A 17,420-nucleotide genomic window follows, 5' to 3' on the forward strand; every position below is an offset into this window, starting at 1 on the left:
TCCCACCCGTCTCGTGGCTGAGCCGCACCCGTCTCGCGGCTCAGTCCCAGCCGTTGAACACCGTCTCGCCGACCGTCGTCGCTTTCCAGCCGTGAATCTGCCGCCATTCCGCCTTGGTCAGCGCCGACGTGTCGACAGCGGTCAGCGGCGACTCCAGCAACTCCCGGCCCATCACCGTGAACCCCCGCTCGGCGAAGGCCTCCGCCCAAGCCGGCGAATCCCGGAACATGCGCGGCTCGAGCCAGGACGCGGCGCTGTCCGCCACGAAAGCGATCAACGGATACCCGGCATGGCACAGGATCCCGGCCCGGTTCTCCGGCGTCGCGACCACAGCGGTGTGGTACCCCCGCGGATACACCGCCTCGTCGATCGACTCCACCGTCCCGCCGGCCGCCAGCGCCGCCGCGTGACACCCGCCCCGGAACATCCGCACATCGACCCGCGGCGGTTCCGGGTCGTTCTTCCCCCAGAACCCCGTCACCCCACGCTCCAGCCGGAACATCACACCGCCAGTGTTCCCGCGCGACCGATCCCGCGCCATCGCTGCCACCCGACGCGAACGGCTCCACGACCCCGATCCAGGGAGTCGTCGCCGTCGATCGGTGAAGTGGTAGCGTCGCGCTGGCGAACGCCTGTGACGACGCGTCCTCGCCCGCTCGCCACCGTGGAGGAACCTCGGCTCGCTGCGGGTCCTGCAGAAGGCCGGATTCACCATCATCGACACCGGCTCGGGGTGCGCGAACGCCCGCGCCGCCGAGATCGAGGAGACCATCCTCCGTCTCGACGCCCGCCCCTGATCCGGTTCCCCGGGCTCGCCTCCGCGTCGTCGCGGACCTCGGTCGCCCTGCCCTCATCACCGCGACCGAGCCACACCGGTACCTCCGCGAAGGCTGTCCCGACTTCACCACCGCGCCAGGCCTCGCGGGCCGGGGTCTCGGCGCGGCGCTGCTCGGGTCCGCTCTCGCCGTGCTCGCCGACCTCGGCGCTTCCGAGGCGATCCTCTACGTGGACGACGACGCCTCCGGCATCGACCGCGACCGAACCGCCGCGAACCGTCTCTACGACCGTTCCGGTTTCACCGAGATCGACCGCCTCCACTCCTACCGGCGCACCGTTTGACCGCCTCACCTCCCCGGCTGGTCGTTAGTGCTGTCTCACGTGGCGGGAGGCGGCAGTAGAGAGCCAGCCGGGGTTTTCGCAGCTGGTCGTCAGGGCTTTCTCAAGCCGCGGGAGGCGGCAGTGAGAACCAGCTGATGGGGACCACCCGCTACAGGAGGTGGAGCATGGTGTCGATGCGGGCGTGGAGGATCGGGTCGATGTCGCCGGTGATCTGGATGCTCACGGTTGTGGCGCCGGAGGACCGGGCCAGGGAGACCTCCAGGGGAGGGGTGCCCATCAAGGGGTAGCGGAACCAGGCGGACTCGGTCTCGTCGTCGGTTCCGTCCAGGGCGCCGGTCAGGGCGTCCTCGTCGGCGTGGTCGTAGCGGTATCCGATGAACCAGCTCAGCGTCTCCAGGAAGCGGACCGTGTTCTCCTCGAAGATCCACCCTTCGGTGCTGGTCGCCGGGCCTGTCATCGGGGCGGGGGAGCTGCGCCGGTGGATGCGGAGCTCCTCGACGGGGATGCCGTCGATGTTGCGGCCCATCGACGAGAGCAGCCGCCGGCGGGTGTCGGTGCCGAGGGCGGTGGCGGGCAGGGCGGGCAGCAGCCGCTGCAACGCGGCGCGGATCGGCTCGTCGACCGAGGGCTCGGCGGACATCAGGTCACGGATCCAGTGAGCCAGGGCCACGGCCTGGTCGGTGGTCAGGTCGGCGTCGAAGCCGCTGCCCGGGGATGGTGTGCCGGTGCGGAGGCGGTTGCGGGCGGCTTGCAGCCGATCCCGGTAGTCGGGTGCGAAGATCAGCGGCGAGCTGTGCGTGAACGAGGCGTCGAGGGCGTACAGCGCGGGCCGGATCAGCCAGTCGACGACGTCCGAGCCGGTGTCGTCCCGTTGGTCGATCCAGTCGGAGAGCACGAGCGCCTCGTCGTCGGTGAGCCGCAGACGTAGCGAGGCGGCCGATTCATCATCGGCGGAGATTTGTCCCACCTTGCAGAATCTACCTACCGGCTGCACGGGCTGATCCCGAGTGGCTGCCGGTTTGCCGGCGGGCGGGCCGTGAGTGACGGGCAGCCCGAGAGCGGGCGGCTCGAGAGCGGGCGGCTCGAGAGCGGCGGGCCGTGAATGACGGGCAGGCCGAGAGCGGGCAGCCCGAGCGACGGGCCGCGAGCGACGGGCGGGCCGAGAGTGGGCGGGCAGTGAGTGACGGGCAGGCCGAGAGCGGCGGGCCGTGAGTGACGGGCTTGCCGAGAGCGGCTGGCCGGGAGCGGGCAGGTTGGAAGCGGGCAGGTCGAGGTCAGGCGGGCGGGCCGTGTGCGGGCAAGTGGAGAGCGGGCGGCGGGCCGAGGGTGGCGCGGGCAGTTCCATTCGGCCGGGTCCCGGCGTCCCCGCCCCGCACGGGGGGTATTGCGGAAGCGAGGGCTGCGAGACGCGTACCCCCGTCAGGGTTTGAAGGAACCGATGGCCAGCAGGATCACGCCCGGCAGGAGGAAAGCGCCGACGCTCGGCAGGCTCAGGACGGCGGTGAGCGCGAGCGTTGCGGTGCTCACCAGGGCGGCGCGGCGGCGGTGGCGTCGTCTGACGATGAGCGGTACGGCGGTGAGCGTGACCGGGATCAGCATGAAGGCCGCCGCGCCCGGCCCTTGAGGGAGCAGTGCCAGGCCGAGGAGCAGCGAGAACGCCGTCGTGATGCCGAAGGCGCCGAGCAGCCACGTGCGGTCGTGAGGTAAACGTGGCACCGCATCACTCGACATGGATCGATCCTAGCGCCGCGGTCCGTGGATCTCCCGGTGCAGGCGTTCCATCCGCAGGTCGAGGCGGGCGGCGTCTTCGGCGGCGGCGGTGAGCTCGTCGCGCAGCCGCGGCGGAACCACTTCGGGATCGTGCTTGTAGTAGATCTTGTGTTCGAGGCTGGCCCAGAAGTCCATGGCGACCGTGCGCAGCTGCACCTCGACGGGGACGGCGACGACCCGGTCGGACATGAAGACCGGGATCTCGACGATCAGGTGCAGGCTGCGGTACCCGTTGGGCTTGGGTTTGGCGATGTAGTCCTTGGTGGCGACCAGGTTGATGTCGGGCTGGCGGGTCAGCATGTTCGCGACGGTGTAGACGTCGGAGACGAAGCTGCACACGATGCGGATGCCGGCGATGTCACGGATCCGGGCGCGCAGGTCGTCGAAGGTGAGCGGGCAGTTCAGCCGGGTGGCCTTGGCGGTGATGCTCGCGGCGGTCTTCAGCCGCGGGTTGACGTGCTCGATCGGGTTGCCGGAGCCGCGGTGGGTGAGTTCCTCCGCCAGGATGGTGATCTTCGTGTTTATCTCTGCCAGGCCGAACTTGTAGACCATCAGGAAATGGTTCAGATCAGTCAGGTGCTGGTGCCAGGCTGCGTCGGGGTCCACCCGCCGGGCGAGCTGGCCGGGTTGGTCGGTCGTCACGTCGGTGGTCTCCACTGATCCGTTCATGCAGGCACGCCGCCGAGCTCGCGCGGCGCCGGGCGGTCTCCGGGAAGCCGGGGATCCCCGCCCAGCCGGGATACCGTATCGGTGCGCCGCAACACCTCGCTCACACGGACATGATCCCGCAGATCGGGGCAGAACCGTCGCTACTCACCGACGACGCCGCTGTCGCCCCGAGCCCGGCGCCGTCCGGCCCCGGGGCTCCCGGCGGCGGTAATCACTCGGAAGGGTCGGATCAGCGGAAACCGAGCGCGGACAGGACCGAACGGACCGCCGCGCCGGCCGGGCGCAGGATCTCGTCGACGGTCCAGCGCCAGGCGTGCCCGATGGCGCGGAACACCGGCGCGAACGTGTATCGCCAGACGAAGGCGATCGCGAGGCCGATCGGCCGCAGCAGGAACCGGTAGATCTGCCGGAACACCCAGGACGTGCCGGTCCAGCCCAGCTCCAGGAACCACAGCAGAGCGCGGCCGACCGGCGCGACGACCCACTCCCACAGGAACCGGAACGACACCGCGATCGCGATCCCGATCGGCCGCAGCACCCACTGATGGACGAGCTCGGCGGCGGGCACCAGCACGTTCTCCCACAGCCAGGTCAGCGGGACGGCGAACAGGGCCAGCACGAACGCCAGCACCTTGAGCAGGCCCTTGCCGAGCCAGACCGCCGGCGGCACGATCAGGGTCCGCCACACCCAGGAGACCGGCACGACGACCGACCAGTGCCAGAGCCAGAGCAGCGGCTTGCCCACGTAACGGTAGAGGAGGTCGCCGATGAACTCGAAGGCCGCGAGGAGCAGGCGGAACGGCAGGACCACGACGACCGCGATCGCCCGCACCGGCCACAGCAGCCAGGCGGGGACCGACTCGGATGATTGATCGACCTTCGGCACGGCATCAAGGTAGCCGACGCCCTCCAGCCGCCCGTGCCGCCGATCCACGCCGGGGCGGTGGTCCGGTTCCCGCGGATCGTAGACAAGTCCCCGGCCCCGGGTACGGCTTTCCGGCAACCGGCCGGTCAGCCGGGAAACGGCTCATATCGTCGCCTTCATGATGCGCAGACTGTGCCTCGCGACGCTGCTCACCGGTGCTCTCACCCTGACCGGCGCGCCGCCCGCCTCCGCCGACACCGTTCCGCTGATCTCGGCCGACCCGGACCGCACCGCCGGTTTCGACGGTCCCGTCTATGCCAGCACCCACGTCGGCGACACCGTCTACCTCGGCGGCAATTTCACCCACGCGATCGTCGACGGCAAGCGGATCAAGCGGAAGCGGCTCGCCGCGGTCGACGCCCGGACCGGAAGCCTGCTGCCCTGGGCGCCCGCCGCCGACGACGCCGTCACCGCTCTGACCGCCGCCGGGAAGTCGCTCTACGTGACCGGCGAGTTCAGTGCTGTCAGCGGGCAGTCACGTCCCGGGATCGCCGACATTGACCTGGCCAGTGGCGCGGTCGGCACGTTGAGGCACACGGTCAAGGGCACCGGCCACGCCATCGCCACGGCGGGTGGCCGTCTGTTCCTCGGCGGCAGCTTCAGCACGGTGGACGGGCGTCCGGCGCGCAACCTGGCGGCGTTCCGGCTCTCCGACGGCGCGCCGGACACCGCTTTCGACGCCGGCGCGGACGGGAAGGTGCTGGTCCTGACCGTTTCCGGCGCCCGGCTCTACGTGGGTGGCGCTTTCAAGAGCCTCAGCGGTACGGGCGGAACGCCCCGTCTCGCCGCGTTGCGCCTGAGCGACGGCAAGCCGGACCGGTCGTTCCGGCCGCAGACCCCGTACCCGGTGTTCGCTCTGACCACCGTCGGCGACCGGGTGTATGCCGGGCTCGCGGGCGCCGGCGGCCGGGTGACCGCCTACCGTCCGGACGGCGGGCTGGTCTGGAGCAGTGTCACCGACGGTGACGTTCAGGCGATCACTCACTTGAAGGGGGCGATCTACGCGGGCGGCCACTTCACCGTGGCGTGCCCGGAGCCGTCCCGGACGGCGACGTCCTGGTGCCCGAAGGAGCAGCGCCGGCAGCCCAAGTTGGGCGCCTGGGATCCGGCGACCGGCCACCTGCTCGGCTGGAACCCGAACAGCAACGGCAAGTGGGGTGTCCTCACCTTGACGGCGAACCCGAAGTTGCGCACCGTCACGGTCGGCGGCGACTTCACCGCTTTCGGCAAGACCGGAAGCACCCGTTTCGCGAAGTTCGGCCTCTGCGCGTACGGCTGCGGCGGAGGTCGCCGCTGACCTGGGTGTGGCGTGGGATCGACGGGGGATGGCATCCTCGCCCGCATGTCGTTGCGTGGCCGTCTCTGCGTTCTCCTCGTGCTGACGCTGTCCGGGTGCGGGGCCGCCCCGCCGGCGCCCCCGGCCCCGCCCGCCGTCGGGGTCTCGCAGTCTCCGCCGGTCGTCGAGAGGACGCCGGCGCCGGTCCAGTCCGTGCAGCCGGGAACGAGCCGGTCCGGAGCATTGCCGCCGGTGGTGCAGCACGGGCCGCGGGGTGTCACGAAGGTGGCGCTGACGTTCGACGCGGACATGACCGACGCGATGGCGGCCCGGCTGCGGCGGGGCGAGGTCTCCTCGTACGCCAATCTCCGTCTTCTGGATCTTTTGGAGAAGCGGCGGATCCCGGCGACGTTCTTCGTGACGGGGCAGTGGGCCGAGCAGTACCCCGAGGTGACCCGCCGGATCGCCGGGAACCCGCTGTTCGAGGTGGCGAACCACAGTTACGAGCATGCGGCGTTCACCGGCGACTGCTACGACCTGCCGCGGCTGGCGCCCGGCGCGATGACCGAGGACGTCGCCAAGACGTTCCGGGCGCTGGAGCCGTTCGGTGGCCGGCAGACCCGCTACTTCCGGTTCCCGGGCCTGTGTCACGACCGTGCGGCGCTACGGGCGCTGTCCGCGCTCGGCGTCACGGTGATCGACGGGGATGTGGTCAGCGGCGATCCGTTCGCCCGGGGGCCGAAGCCGGTGGTGAACGCGGTGCTGTCCCAGGTGAGGCCGGGATCGATCGTGATCATGCACGTGACCGAGGCGAACGCCCGCTACACCGACGACGCGCTGCCGGCGATCCTGGCCGGCCTGCGCCGGGAGGGGCTGACGCCGGTCACCCTGTCCGAGCTGCTGGGGTGACATTTTGCACTCGTAGTGCATCTTGTCGTGGCGGGGCCGGATGCATAGCGTCGCAACATGGCTGCAACGTGGACGTTCGCCGTCGCTCGCGACGATCTCGGCAGGACCACCCTCGTCGACGGGGAGATCCCGCCGCTGCATGACGGGGAGGCGCTGCTGCGGGTGGACCGGGTGGGGCTCACCGCCAACAACGTGACGTACGCGGTGCTCGGCGAGTCGTTCCGGTACTGGGAGTTCTTCCCCGGCGGCCCGCGCGGGCTCGGCCCGGAGTGGGGACTGCCGCCGCTGTGGGGTTTCGCCGAGGTCACCGCGTCGACGGTGGCCGGTGTCGAGGTGGGACAGCGGGTGTACGGATACCTGCCGCCGGCCGGGCATCTCGTGGTGCGGCCGGAGCGGGTCGACGCCACCGGCTTCCGGGACGGCGCCGCGCACCGCGCCGAGCTGCCGTCGCCGTACAACGCGTACCGGGCCACCACCGGCGACCCCGCCTACCGTGCCGACCAGGAGGATCTGCTGATCCTGTTCCGGCCGCTGTTCTTCACCTCGTTCATGCTGGCCGACCAGGTCGCCGACAACGGCTTCTACGGCGCGGACACGCTCGTCGTCTCGTCGGCGTCCAGCAAGACCGCGTACGCCGCCGCCTTCGAACTGCACGGCCGCGGCCCGCGCCTGATCGGGCTCACCTCACCCGGCAACGTCGACTTCACCCGATCGCTCGGCTGCTACGACGAGGTCCGTACCTACGATCAGGCCGCCGAGCTGGACCGGGTGCCGACCGTCTACCTCGACCTGTCCGGCGCGCCCGCCACCCGGACCGCCCTCCGGTCGCACCTCGGCGACCACCTCGTCCGCGACATCGCCGTCGGCCTCACCAACAAGGTGCCGAACGCCGAGGCCGCCGGCGAGGTCTTCTTCGCTCCGAACCAGATGGGCAAACGCCGCCGCGACTGGGGCCGCGACGGCCTCGACGCCCGCTTCGCCGACGCCTGGCACCGGTTCGCCGCCGTCGCCGCCGGCTGGCTCGACGTCCAGGCCGGCGCCGGCCCCGAAGACCTCCGGAAAGCCTGGCTGGAGGTCTTCGAGGGCCGCACCCCGCCGAGGGCCGGCCAGATCATCCATCTCTGACCCGGCCGGGCGGGGTCAGCGGTCGATGGTCTGCTGGAGGTGGGCGGGGTAACGGTCGCCCTGCACCGGGATCTTCGCCGCCGCGGCGTCGAGGTCGGCGAGCTCGGCCGGGGTGAGGACCAGGTCGGCGGCCGCGATGTTCTCGGCGAGCCGGCCGGTGTTGCGGGTTCCCGGGATCGGGACGATCCACGGCTTGCGGGCGAGCAGCCAGGCCAGCGCGACCTGCCCCGGGGTGGCGCCCCGGCCGGCCGCGACCGCGCCGAGCAGATCGACCACGGCCTGGTTGGCGGCGCGGGCCTCGGGCGTGAACCGCGGCAGCCCGCTGCGCATGTCCCCGTCGGCGAACGCGGTGCCCGCACTGATCTTGCCGGTCAGGAAGCCCCGGCCGAGCGGGCTGAACGGCACGAACCCGATGCCCAGCTCCTCCAGGACCCCCAGGATCTCGTCCTCCGGCTCCCGCCACCACAGCGAGTACTCGCTCTGCACCGCCGTCACCGGCTGCACGGCGTGCGCCCGCCGGATGGTCCGCGTGCCCGCCTCGGACAGGCCGAAGTGCCGCACCTTCCCGGCGTCGATCAGCTCCCGCACCGTCCCGGCGACGTCCTCGATCGGCACGTCCGGGTCGACGCGGTGCTGGTAGAACAGGTCGATCGTGTCGATGCCGAGCCGCCGCAGGCTGGCGTCGGCGACCTCCCGGATGTGTTCCGGACGGCTGTCCAGTCCGCTGCGCCGGGCGCCGTCGCCGATCCCGAAACCGAACTTGGTGGCGATCACCACCCGCTCCCGGAACGGCGCCAGAGCCTCGCCGACGACCTCCTCGTTGACGAACGGGCCGTACACCTCCGCGGTGTCGAAGAAGGTGACACCCGCCTCGACGGCCGCCCGGATCAGCGCGACACCGTCCGCGCGGTCGGTGGCCGGACCGTAGCCGTGGCTGATGCCCATGCAGCCGAGCCCGAGAGCGGAGACCTCGAGCCCGTTACCCAGAGTGCGCTTGTGCACCGTCGGTTCCTCTCGAAAAGAGCGACAACCCCTGTGCAGCGTACGGGTGAGTTTCGGTAGGGCCCACGAGGAGCAGATCGCGGACCCGGCCGCCGCCGACATCGAGGCCGCCCTGGCGGAGCACCCCGACGTCAGCGCCGTCCTGATCATCGCCCCGACCGAGTACGGCACCGGCGCCGACGTCCGCGGCATCGCCGAGATTGCCACCGCCGCAACCTGCCCCTGCTGGTCGACGAGGCGTGGGGAGCGCACTTCGATCGCGGCGATGCGCGACGCGCCCGGCGGACCGTGCGCCGCAACGCCGTGCGGGGTCGTGGTCAGTAGGGGCCGACGGTGAAGGTGGCGCCGCTGCTGACGATGGAGGGGTTGCCGTTGCCGCCGGCGTTGGTGGCGCCGTTGTCGACCACCGTCACGACGTAGGCGTCGTGCGGGATCGGGTTGCCGGTGGGTGAGCTGTTCGACGGGTCCAGGGCGTCGGCGGCCAGGTCCAGGTTGCAGACGAGTTCGTTGTCGGTGACGACGACCACGTCCTCGCATTCGGCGACGCCCCGGTTGCTGCCCATGTTGTAGGCGCCGTCGACCAGGAACACGTGCGGGTCGGCGCTGGTCGGGGCGCTGCCGTTGACGAAGTTGAGCTGGGAGAAGCCGGCGCCGGTGATGTCGAGGGTGACCTTCTTCCCCGGGCGGCCGTTGTCCGGGGCCACGTTGATGCCGTTGCTGTAGTCGAACAGGATCGCCGGGTCGGCGGTGCCGCTGTTGTTGTCGGGGTCGGTGCTGTGCACCGGCCCGCCGGGCGTGCTGATCGTCATGGTGAGGTTGCTCTGCGGCGCTCGCGGACCGGTGACCGCGGTGAAGCTCCTGCCGTCGGAGGCCAGCTTGATGTTGGTGACCGGGGTGCCGCCGATGGTGGCGGTGACCGGCATCGTGACGGCGGTGAAGCCGGTGCCGGTCACCGTGATCGTCTGTCCGCCGCCGGCCGGGCTGCTCGTCGGCGTGGCCGAGACGATCGTCGGCTTGGTCACCACGTTGTAGGTGGAGGTGGCCAGCAGCGGACCGGTGGGGGAGACCCCGGAGTAGGCGCAGACGCTCCACTTACCGGTCGTCTGCCCGGCGGCCAGGACCAGCCCGGTCGTGTTGATCGCGCTCGGCGCCCCCTGGCCGTCGAGCGCGGGGTACGAGCTCGACGGCACCCGGAAAGCGATCTTCGTCCCGCTGACCCGGGTGATGTCGGCCGGGTCGACGGTCAGGATGCCGGCGGTGACCGCGCCGGCGTTCGACGCGATCTGGACCGGGCTCTTCGCCGTGGAGGTGCAGGGCCCGAACTGGAACTGGACCTGCGGCACGACCCCCTCAGCGAAGGTGTTGGCGTTCGCGGCGGTGGCCGGAACCGTGCCGACCACCATGTTGCCGCCGCCGCTCAGGCCGTACGGCTTGGTCAGCGTCATGTTCAGCGCGGCGGCACGGGCCGGCACGGCGGTGCCGGTCAGGACCAGAGCGGTCGTGGCGGCGCAGGCGAGGCTGGCTGCGGGTTTCGACAGGTTCACCGGGAGCAGCGTAGCGACGCCACGACTCTCCGTAGTGCGAAACGGGAGAAGTGCTCAGCCCTGGTAGGGCGGCGCGACACCCCAGCCCCAGTGCGGCACCGGCGCCCGGCGCGGGGGAGTGGCGCCCGGCTGCGAGTTCGCCAGCGCCAGCCGGGTGCCCCACTCGAGGTAGCCGAGGAACGCCGCCCGGAACTCCGGATCGTCCGGCAGGCCGACATCGTCCGCCGCGTCCATCAGCAGGCTCACCCAGCGGCGCCGCTGGGGCTCGGTGATCGACTTGCCGAGGTGGTGGGCGAGCATGTTCGGATAGCCGCCGCGCTCGGCGGTGTACCGGGCCGGGCCACCGAAGACCTCCGACAGCCAGATCGCGACGTGCCGCGGGTGGGCCGGATCCATGTGCGCGAACAGCGGCCCGACCACCGGATCGGCCTTCACCAGTTCGTAGAACCGCTCGGTGAGCCGCTCGAACGCCTCGGCGCCGCCGGCCCACGCGAACAGCGTCGGCACCGAACCGCCGGCGCCCCGCACCGTGGTCGGCTCGTAGTGGCGCATCTCCTCGATCGACTCGATCCACGGCCGGATCTCGGCGAGGAAACCGGGGAACAGATCACCGCCGCGGAAGCCCTTGAGGTGGTCCTCCGCCGATGTCCAGGTGATCCGGAGAACGTAGACCTCCGGCTCCTCGGAACAGCGGCTCAACTCGTAGTCGGCGCATTGCGGCGCCTCGGCCAGGAAACGTGACGCCCGTTCGTAGGACTGCTCGAAGGCCGCGGTGTCGCCGGGAATGCGGTACCGGATGTACTCCACCGTCATGTAATCATGTAATCATCCCGAGGGTCAGAGCGCGAGTGCCCGATCGACGGCGGCCTCGCAGTGCAACCGCGTGGTCGGGAAGACCGGGACGCTGCTGTCGGTCTCGTCGACCAGCAGTTCGATCTCGGTGCAGCCGTAGATCACGCCCTCCGCGCCGTCCGCCACCAACGCGGCGATGACCCGCCGGTAGGCCGCCCGCGACTCCGGCCGCACGATGCCCAGACACAGCTCGTCATAGATGACGTCGCTGACGATCCGCTGATCCTCCGGTCCCGGCACCAGCACCTCGAGCCCGTGTTCGGCCAGCCGGCCGCGGTAGAAGTCCTGCTCCATCGTGAACCGCGTGCCGAGCAGCCCGACCGTGCCCACCCCGGCGCGCTTGACCGCCTCCGCCGTGGTGTCGGCCAGATGCAGCAGCGGAATCCCGGCCGCCGCCTCGACCCGGCCGGCCACCTTGTGCATGGTGTTCGTGCACAACACCACGAACTCCGCGCCGGCCGCCTCCAGAGCCCGGGCCGCCTCGCCCAGCACCGCCGCCGCGTCCTCCCACCGGCCCTCCGACTGCATCGCCTCGATGGCGGCGAAGTCGACCGAATAGAGCACGCAGCGGGCCGAGTGCAGCCCGCCGAGCCGCTGATGCGTGAGTTCGTTGAGAAGCCGGTAGTACTCGGCGGTGGACTGCCAGCTCATCCCACCCAGGAGACCGATTAGACGCATGCCCGGACGGTATCCGGCCGCCATGGGTTATGTTCGTTGAGTATGACGGATACCGATGCCATACAGCCCACCCCTGATCCGCACGAGCACGTGGCCGCCTACTGTGCGGCGTTCGCCACCGGATCCAGCGCCGTCGTCGACCGGTTCTACGAACCCGACAGCGTCCTGATCCCCTCGCCCGGCGCCCTCGTCACCGGAGCGCCCGACCGCCAGACGGCGCTGGCACATCTGCTCGGATACGGCCTGCCGATGACCGCCCAGGCCCGGCAGCTGTACGTGGCCGGAGATGTCGCCCTGGCCATCGTGGACTGGTCGATACGCGGGACCGCCCGCCAAGGATTCCCCCTCGACCTGCGGGGCAGCGCCACCGACGTGCTCCGCCGGGGCGCCGACGGCCGCTGGCGTTACCTCATCGACAACCCGTTCGGGACCGGCGCGGGCTGATCCCAGGCCACCTGCGGCTGATCACAGCACGTAAGTGGCGATCATCTGGCCGAGCTGGCGGATGTCGGAGCTGGCCTTGAACTCCAGGCGAACCTTGCCGAGGCCACTGAAATACAGCTCCAGCTCGGCGTCCCGATCGAAGTTGCCCGCCGTCTCGATCGAGAAAGCCTGAATCTTGCTGTACGGCAGAGAGGTGAAATCCACCTTCTTCCCGGTCATGCCCTGGATGTTGGCGGCGATCAGGCGCTTGTTCGTGAACGTCACGAAGTCACGGGTCGTCTTGAACGCGTAGACCAGCTGCTCGCCGTTGATCAGCAGCGGGGCGACCTGCTGGTAGACGGCGCCGGGGTCGACCGGGGTGAGCTTGAAAACCGACGGACTGGAGAAATCGATCACGAGCCGATCGTAGTTCCCACCCGCACACCCCGGTTCCACCTTCGCCCCGTTCGACTCCGCCCGCCTCTGCCCTACCACTCCACCCCGACCTGCCTCGCAGGCCTGACCGCGGCCCGCCCGCTTCCGCTTCACTCCGCGGGGCTGTCCGTGCAGCGGCGGATCTTGCTCGACTGGCTCGCCGGTTGTCGACCTTGTGAGGTTGTGGTGAATCGGTTCGCCCGAAACTCACTAGATCTCGCACGTGAGAGGTGGAAGGGGTGAATCCGTTGCGGGCGGGCGGGTTTTCATCCGCTGGGTTGGATCTGGTGAGCGCGTGGTGGCGCGGACAGCGAAAGCTCCACGATCGACAAGGGGGGGGGCGGCGAATCGGCCAGCAGGGTAAACACTGAGAACCAGCCGGACCGGCCGCCGGGCTCGCCCGCCGCCCCTCAACAGACAGTCCCCGCTACGCCGGAAAATGGCCTGTGGGCGGGAGCGGTTCGTGTGAGCATTGCCGTTCCGGACGAAGGGCGGCGGGAGTGGAGACGTTCGAGGCGAGGCAGCGGAGCCGGGAATACTTCCACGCGCTCACCGTGCTGCCCGGGGTCTGGACCGTGCTGCGACTCGACGGGCGAGGGTTCTCGCGGTTCACCGAGCAGCACTTCAGCAAGCCGTTCGACGAACGGTTCGCCGAGCACATGACCGTGGCGGCCGAAACGCTGCTGGTCGAGATGGGGGCGCGATACGCGTACACGGTCAGTGACGAGATCTCCCTGTTGTTCGCCCCCGGCTTCGAGCTGTTCGGCCGGTCCGTGGAGAAGCTCGTGTCGGTCTCGGCGGGCATCGGCAGCGCCGCGTTCACCCGGGCCGCGGGGACGGCCGCGCACTTCGACTCGCGGTTGTGGCTCGGCGCGACCGTCGGGGACGTGGTCGACTACTTCTCCTGGCGGCAGTCGGACGCGGCCCGGTCCGCCCTGAACGGCTGGTGCTACTGGACACTGCGGGCCGCGGGACGGACCCGGCAGGAAGCCGCCGACGCCATCGAGGGTGCGAGCACCGCCGGCAAGAACGACCTGCTGTACCGGCACGGCATCAACTTCAACGAGGTGCCGTCCTGGCAGCGTCGCGGGATCGGCCTGTGGTGGGAGACCTACCAACGGTCCGGCCACGACCCGATCCGCGGCATCGACGTCACCGCCGACCGGCGGCGCATCCACATCGAACGCTCCCTGCCGATGAAGGACACCTACCGCGACCTCGTCGAGCAGCTCACCGGCAGCCCCGTCTCCACGGGTCAGCACTGCCACGGCTGAACCCGCGTGGAACGGTGCCGTGTTGGTTGCGGTCTTGTTCGGCTGGTTGTGGGCTGTCTCAGCTGCGCTGAGACAGCCCCACAACCAGCCGGGGGTGACCGGGACGGGCATGCATGAGCTGCACCCGGAGGCGGTCGTGAGGGGACGCCTGCCGTTGGCGCCGCGAGGCACGGGACGGTGCGTGGCCCGTACCGGAGCGTGGTGTGAGAGAAGCGCCGCGGACCGGAAGCGGGCAACTGTCATAGCGGTGCCGCGCTCTGTCCTCCCGTGGTTCTGGCATCGGTTGCGGGAGGTGGACGGCGAACCGCGGGCGGGTTCAGGGGAGTTCCTGAGCCCAGCCGAGCAGGCGGTCGAGGTGAGGATCGGTGTCTCCGGTGGTGATCTCGGCCGTGCCGGGGACGACCTCGCCGCCGGTGCCGTCGATGCTGATGACCGTGCCTGCCGGGAACGACCGGCCGCCGCAGTGGACCCGCCCGCCGCCCGGGTCGACGGTGAGGGCGGCGGTGGCGACGACGGCCGGCTTTCCCATGGAACGGGCGACCACCGCGGCGTGGCTGGTCGGCCCGCCGACCGTGGTCACGATCCCGGCGGCGGCGGCCAGACCGTGCATGTCGAGGGGCGACGTATGCGGGCGGACCAGTATCACCGGCCCGTCCGCCGCCATTCGGACGGCCTGATCGGCGGTGACCGCGATCCGTCCGCTCGCGACCCCGGGACTCGCCCCGACCCCGCGCGCGATGACCTCCGCGACATCCCGGATCCGCGGGGTGCGGGCGGCCCGCAGATGCCGCGGAGTGACTCGTGCCAGAGCCGTCGCCCGGTCGATGAGGCCCTCGCCGACCAGGTCCACGGCGACGCGCACCGCCGCCCGGCCGCTCAAACCGCCCGGCCTGACCTGGAGGAACCACAGCTTTCCCGACTCGAACGTGAACTCCACGTGGCAGGCGTCGCGGTAATGCCGCTCCGCCCGGTCGAGACCGTCGACCAAGGGTGTCCAGATCGCCGGCTCCCGTGCTGCGAGGTCGCTCAACGGCCGGGTGGCGGACTGCCCGGACACCACCGCGTCGCCCCGGCGCTCGAACAGGACGTCACCGAACGGCGCCCGCACGCCGGTGCTCGGATCACGGCTGAACGCGACACCGCTCCCGCTGCGCTCATCGCGATCGCCGAACACCATGGCCTGCACGATCACCGCTGTCCCGAGGTCGTGCGGAATGCCGTGCACCTCCCGGTAGGAGACGGCACGCGGCGCACGCCACGACCGGAACACCGCCTCCACGGCGGCGCGCAGGCCGTCGGCCGGATCGACATCGAGGATCGTGTCCATCATGCCGGGCATCGAGACCGCCGCGCCCGAGCGAACCGAGACCGACAGCGGCCGGTTACTCGCGCCGAATCGTTCCCGGGCCGCCGTCTCCAGATCGTGAACCGCCGCGGTCATCTCGGCCTCGAGCCCGTCGGGGAACCGGCCGTCGCGGAGAAACGCGCGGCATGCGGCGGTGGTGATGACGAAGCCCGGCGGCACCGGCAGACCGAGCCCCGCCAGCGTCCTCAGCCCGTGCGCCTTCCCACCGAGCACATCCTCGGCCAGGCCGACAGAAGCGTCGGGGGAGGACGGAAGGCCGGCGGCCGTTTCCGGAGCGAGGGGATGGATGGAGGTCATCGGGGGATGCCCAGCGTGACCAGCAGGTCTTCGTGGAGCTGGAACCAGACCGCGTGGTACGAGGTGGTGGTGTCGGCCAGAAACTCCAGACGGCCGGAGGAAGCCTGTGCCAGCGCCGCCGTCAACCGCCCCCGGTAGCGCCCGAATCGGGGCAGCGCCGCCTCCAGATCGGCACAGACCGGCCCGGCACGCCGGTCCAGGTCGGTGAATCGGTCCAGCACCCGAGCGTCATACCCGGCGTCTACGTGATCGTTGACGGTCGTGACCCCGTCGACGGTCCGCATGTGCCACGCCGAACACAGATCCAGCAGTTCCGGGTTGAGCACCATGAACCGCTCATACGCCCCGGTCACCGCCGCCGTGGCCCCGGCCGTCTCTCGCTGCTCGGCGATCAGCCGGGCATCCTCGGCCTTGCCCGCCTCGGTCAGTCCCCAGCCCCCGAAGGCCCCCGGCGTGCGTGTCACCAGACCGGCCACCGCCAGGTCGATCAGCCGCGACTCCGCCTCCGGCGCCGATAGCCCGGCGGCGTCGGCGACCCGGTCCAGGTCGGTGAATCCCATGCACCGCAGCGTGTGCAGCACGAGCAGGTCGGTCATGGCCGATCCTCGCGACGAGCGGACGCGACGGCGTGGCCGGCGCCGCGGCCCGACGCCCGGGCGACGATCCGGCCGCCGCGCACCCGGACCGAGGACTCGGTGTCGTCGGCGGTGGCCGCGCCGACTGCCGCGGCGAGCGACGGTCCCTCGTCGAGCTCCACGTGCACCGGTGGGGCGGCCTCCGGCGGGAAGGCCTGCCGCAGGCACGCGCGGAGACCGGTGATCCGCAGCCGGATCAGGGCGCCCGTCTCGGCCGGGTCGCCGGTCACCACGGCCACGGTGACCCGGTCCTCCGGGTGGGCGGCACGCACCGCCTCCTCGGCCGCGCCGAGCCGGGCGGCCCCGAGCACCACGATCACGCCGTCCTCGGCGGGTTCGGGCTCCGGCCATGGGTCGTCACAGGGGTCGGCGCCGCCCACGAACGAGAGATGTGGGGGGTCCCAGGCGTCGGCGAGCTCGAGTCCGGTGAGGTGACCGCACGCCCGCGCCACCTCGAAGGGGTCGCCGAAGCCGGGCGCGGCCCCGGCGAGATGGTCGGCGCCGTGCAGCAGGGCGAGGATCAGCTCGGCGAGCCGCACCCGGCGGCCCGCCCGGGGTGGGCAGGACTCCAGCGCCAGCCCGAGCAGCAGCGCCTCGAGGCGGGTGAGCTGGCCGAGCACGGCCCGGCCCGGCTCGTCGTCGAAGACGCCGGTCACCGAGCGGGATCGCAAGCGGGCCGCGGCCGCCGTGTCGGTGGCGAGCGGGAGCCGCTGGAGCCAGGCGCGGGCGAACGCCTCGGCGGCGCCGGACACGTCGGCCGCGGTGACGGGCTCGATCGAGGCGTGTGGCCAGGCGTCGAGCAGGACGGCCAGGTAGAGCGATCGCTTGCTGGTGAAGTTCGAATACACCGCGCCGCGGGTCAGCTCGGCGCGCGCGGCGATCCGGTCGACCTTGGCGTCGGCATAGCCGTGCTCGGCGAACTCCTCGACGGCCGCATCGAGCACCGCCGCCCTGGTGCGTGCCTGCTGTTGCGCCCGTGTCATCCGAACCATGCCAGGCACGATACACTCGACATCTGAATGTTCGGAACATCTGAATAACCGGTTGGCGGCTCCGGATCACCCGGATAACCTTGCCGCCATGTGTGACGGAATCATGTTCATGAGGATGCGCAGCTGCCG

Annotated in this window: 20 protein-coding genes; 7 read left to right on the forward strand and 13 right to left on the reverse strand. The window is 71.0% G+C overall.

Going from position 1 to position 17,420, the window contains the following annotated elements:
* Positions 1-40 precede the first annotated feature (40 nt).
* On the reverse strand, positions 41-481 hold the full coding sequence (locus tag Aut01nite_RS17935; RefSeq protein WP_152628521.1) for a hypothetical protein: 441 nt from the start codon (positions 479-481) through the stop codon (positions 41-43).
* A 485-nt stretch (positions 482-966) separates the two neighbouring features.
* Here Aut01nite_RS17935 and Aut01nite_RS17940 point away from each other — a divergent pair, with 485 nt between their 5' ends.
* On the forward strand, positions 967-1,119 hold the full coding sequence (locus Aut01nite_RS17940; RefSeq protein ID WP_201775439.1) for a GNAT family N-acetyltransferase: 153 nt from the start codon (positions 967-969) through the stop codon (positions 1,117-1,119).
* A 148-nt stretch (positions 1,120-1,267) separates the two neighbouring features.
* Here the strand turns inward: Aut01nite_RS17940 and Aut01nite_RS17945 are convergent, their stop codons facing one another.
* The 4 genes from Aut01nite_RS17945 to Aut01nite_RS17960 form a co-directional block, all read right to left on the reverse strand.
* The gene (locus Aut01nite_RS17945; RefSeq protein ID WP_204037575.1) at positions 1,268-2,086 is read right to left on the reverse strand and encodes a hypothetical protein; all 819 of its coding nucleotides are present in this window, start codon (positions 2,084-2,086) and stop codon (positions 1,268-1,270) included.
* Between the two features lie 452 nt (positions 2,087-2,538).
* Entirely contained in the window at positions 2,539-2,835 is a 297-nt protein-coding gene (locus Aut01nite_RS17950; protein ID WP_052163309.1) for a hypothetical protein, read from the reverse strand.
* Between the two features lie 24 nt (positions 2,836-2,859).
* Positions 2,860-3,558 carry a GTP pyrophosphokinase gene (locus Aut01nite_RS17955; RefSeq protein ID WP_052163310.1) on the reverse strand — a complete coding sequence of 233 codons (699 nt, stop codon included), beginning with the start codon at positions 3,556-3,558 and terminating at the stop codon, positions 2,860-2,862.
* Positions 3,559-3,787: 229 nt separating this feature from the next.
* Positions 3,788-4,444 (reverse strand): hypothetical protein, encoded by a 657-nt coding sequence (locus Aut01nite_RS17960; RefSeq protein ID WP_152628522.1) that lies wholly within the window; start codon positions 4,442-4,444, stop codon positions 3,788-3,790.
* A 157-nt stretch (positions 4,445-4,601) separates the two neighbouring features.
* Between Aut01nite_RS17960 and Aut01nite_RS17965 the strand changes: the two genes are divergently transcribed.
* The 3 genes from Aut01nite_RS17965 to Aut01nite_RS17975 are packed head-to-tail and all read left to right on the forward strand — an operon-like array spanning position 4,602 to position 7,793.
* Positions 4,602-5,780, forward strand: coding sequence for a hypothetical protein (locus Aut01nite_RS17965; RefSeq protein WP_052163311.1), 1,179 nt, complete (start codon positions 4,602-4,604; stop codon positions 5,778-5,780).
* Positions 5,781-5,825: 45 nt separating this feature from the next.
* On the forward strand, positions 5,826-6,668 hold the full coding sequence (locus tag Aut01nite_RS17970; RefSeq protein WP_083998550.1) for a polysaccharide deacetylase family protein: 843 nt from the start codon (positions 5,826-5,828) through the stop codon (positions 6,666-6,668).
* 57 nt (positions 6,669-6,725) lie between these two features.
* Positions 6,726-7,793, forward strand: coding sequence for a DUF2855 family protein (locus Aut01nite_RS17975; RefSeq protein ID WP_043523213.1), 1,068 nt, complete (start codon positions 6,726-6,728; stop codon positions 7,791-7,793).
* Positions 7,794-7,808: 15 nt separating this feature from the next.
* On the opposite strand, the gene Aut01nite_RS17980 is transcribed toward Aut01nite_RS17975, so the two are convergent.
* Positions 7,809-8,795, reverse strand: coding sequence for an aldo/keto reductase (locus tag Aut01nite_RS17980; protein ID WP_043523214.1), 987 nt, complete (start codon positions 8,793-8,795; stop codon positions 7,809-7,811).
* A gap of 46 nt (positions 8,796-8,841) precedes the next feature.
* Here Aut01nite_RS17980 and Aut01nite_RS17985 point away from each other — a divergent pair, with 46 nt between their 5' ends.
* Positions 8,842-9,132 carry a hypothetical protein gene (locus tag Aut01nite_RS17985; protein WP_043523215.1) on the forward strand — a complete coding sequence of 97 codons (291 nt, stop codon included), beginning with the start codon at positions 8,842-8,844 and terminating at the stop codon, positions 9,130-9,132.
* On the opposite strand, the gene Aut01nite_RS17990 is transcribed toward Aut01nite_RS17985, so the two are convergent.
* The 3 genes from Aut01nite_RS17990 to Aut01nite_RS18000 are packed head-to-tail and all read right to left on the reverse strand — an operon-like array spanning position 9,113 to position 11,869.
* Positions 9,113-10,339: an IPT/TIG domain-containing protein gene (locus Aut01nite_RS17990; protein WP_043523216.1), complete on the reverse strand. Its 1,227-nt coding sequence runs from the start codon at positions 10,337-10,339 to the stop codon at positions 9,113-9,115. The two genes, Aut01nite_RS17985 and Aut01nite_RS17990, sit on opposite strands and share 20 nt — an antisense overlap.
* Positions 10,340-10,393: 54 nt before the next feature.
* A complete protein-coding gene (locus tag Aut01nite_RS17995; protein WP_043523217.1) occupies positions 10,394-11,152 on the reverse strand; it encodes a group II truncated hemoglobin in 759 nt (252 codons plus the stop codon).
* A 24-nt stretch (positions 11,153-11,176) separates the two neighbouring features.
* Positions 11,177-11,869 (reverse strand): aspartate/glutamate racemase family protein, encoded by a 693-nt coding sequence (locus tag Aut01nite_RS18000; protein ID WP_043523361.1) that lies wholly within the window; start codon positions 11,867-11,869, stop codon positions 11,177-11,179.
* A gap of 42 nt (positions 11,870-11,911) precedes the next feature.
* On the opposite strand from Aut01nite_RS18000, the gene Aut01nite_RS18005 reads away from it, so the two are divergent.
* Positions 11,912-12,313, forward strand: coding sequence for a YybH family protein (locus tag Aut01nite_RS18005; protein WP_043523218.1), 402 nt, complete (start codon positions 11,912-11,914; stop codon positions 12,311-12,313).
* Positions 12,314-12,334: 21 nt separating this feature from the next.
* On the opposite strand, the gene Aut01nite_RS18010 is transcribed toward Aut01nite_RS18005, so the two are convergent.
* Positions 12,335-12,709, reverse strand: a complete 375-nt coding sequence (locus Aut01nite_RS18010) for a PH domain-containing protein (RefSeq protein WP_043523219.1) — start codon at positions 12,707-12,709, stop codon at positions 12,335-12,337.
* A gap of 518 nt (positions 12,710-13,227) precedes the next feature.
* Here Aut01nite_RS18010 and Aut01nite_RS18015 point away from each other — a divergent pair.
* Positions 13,228-14,001, forward strand: coding sequence for a tRNA(His) guanylyltransferase Thg1 family protein (locus Aut01nite_RS18015; protein WP_043523220.1), 774 nt, complete (start codon positions 13,228-13,230; stop codon positions 13,999-14,001).
* Between the two features lie 316 nt (positions 14,002-14,317).
* Here Aut01nite_RS18015 and Aut01nite_RS18020 read toward each other — a convergent pair whose 3' ends face one another.
* The 3 genes from Aut01nite_RS18020 to Aut01nite_RS18030 are packed head-to-tail and all read right to left on the reverse strand — an operon-like array spanning position 14,318 to position 17,291.
* Positions 14,318-15,664: a PEP/pyruvate-binding domain-containing protein gene (locus Aut01nite_RS18020; protein ID WP_063958719.1), complete on the reverse strand. Its 1,347-nt coding sequence runs from the start codon at positions 15,662-15,664 to the stop codon at positions 14,318-14,320.
* Positions 15,661-16,260, reverse strand: a complete 600-nt coding sequence (locus Aut01nite_RS18025; RefSeq protein WP_043523221.1) for a hypothetical protein — start codon at positions 16,258-16,260, stop codon at positions 15,661-15,663. Before Aut01nite_RS18025 ends, Aut01nite_RS18020 begins: the two co-directional genes overlap by 4 nt.
* A complete protein-coding gene (locus Aut01nite_RS18030; protein WP_043523222.1) occupies positions 16,257-17,291 on the reverse strand; it encodes a TetR/AcrR family transcriptional regulator in 1,035 nt (344 codons plus the stop codon). The genes Aut01nite_RS18025 and Aut01nite_RS18030 overlap by 4 nt, the downstream gene beginning before the upstream one ends.
* Between the last annotated feature and the right edge of the window lie 129 nt (positions 17,292-17,420).

The sequence above is a fragment of the Actinoplanes utahensis genome (assembly GCF_016862455.1).
GTDB lineage: Bacteria > Actinomycetota > Actinomycetes > Mycobacteriales > Micromonosporaceae > Actinoplanes > Actinoplanes utahensis.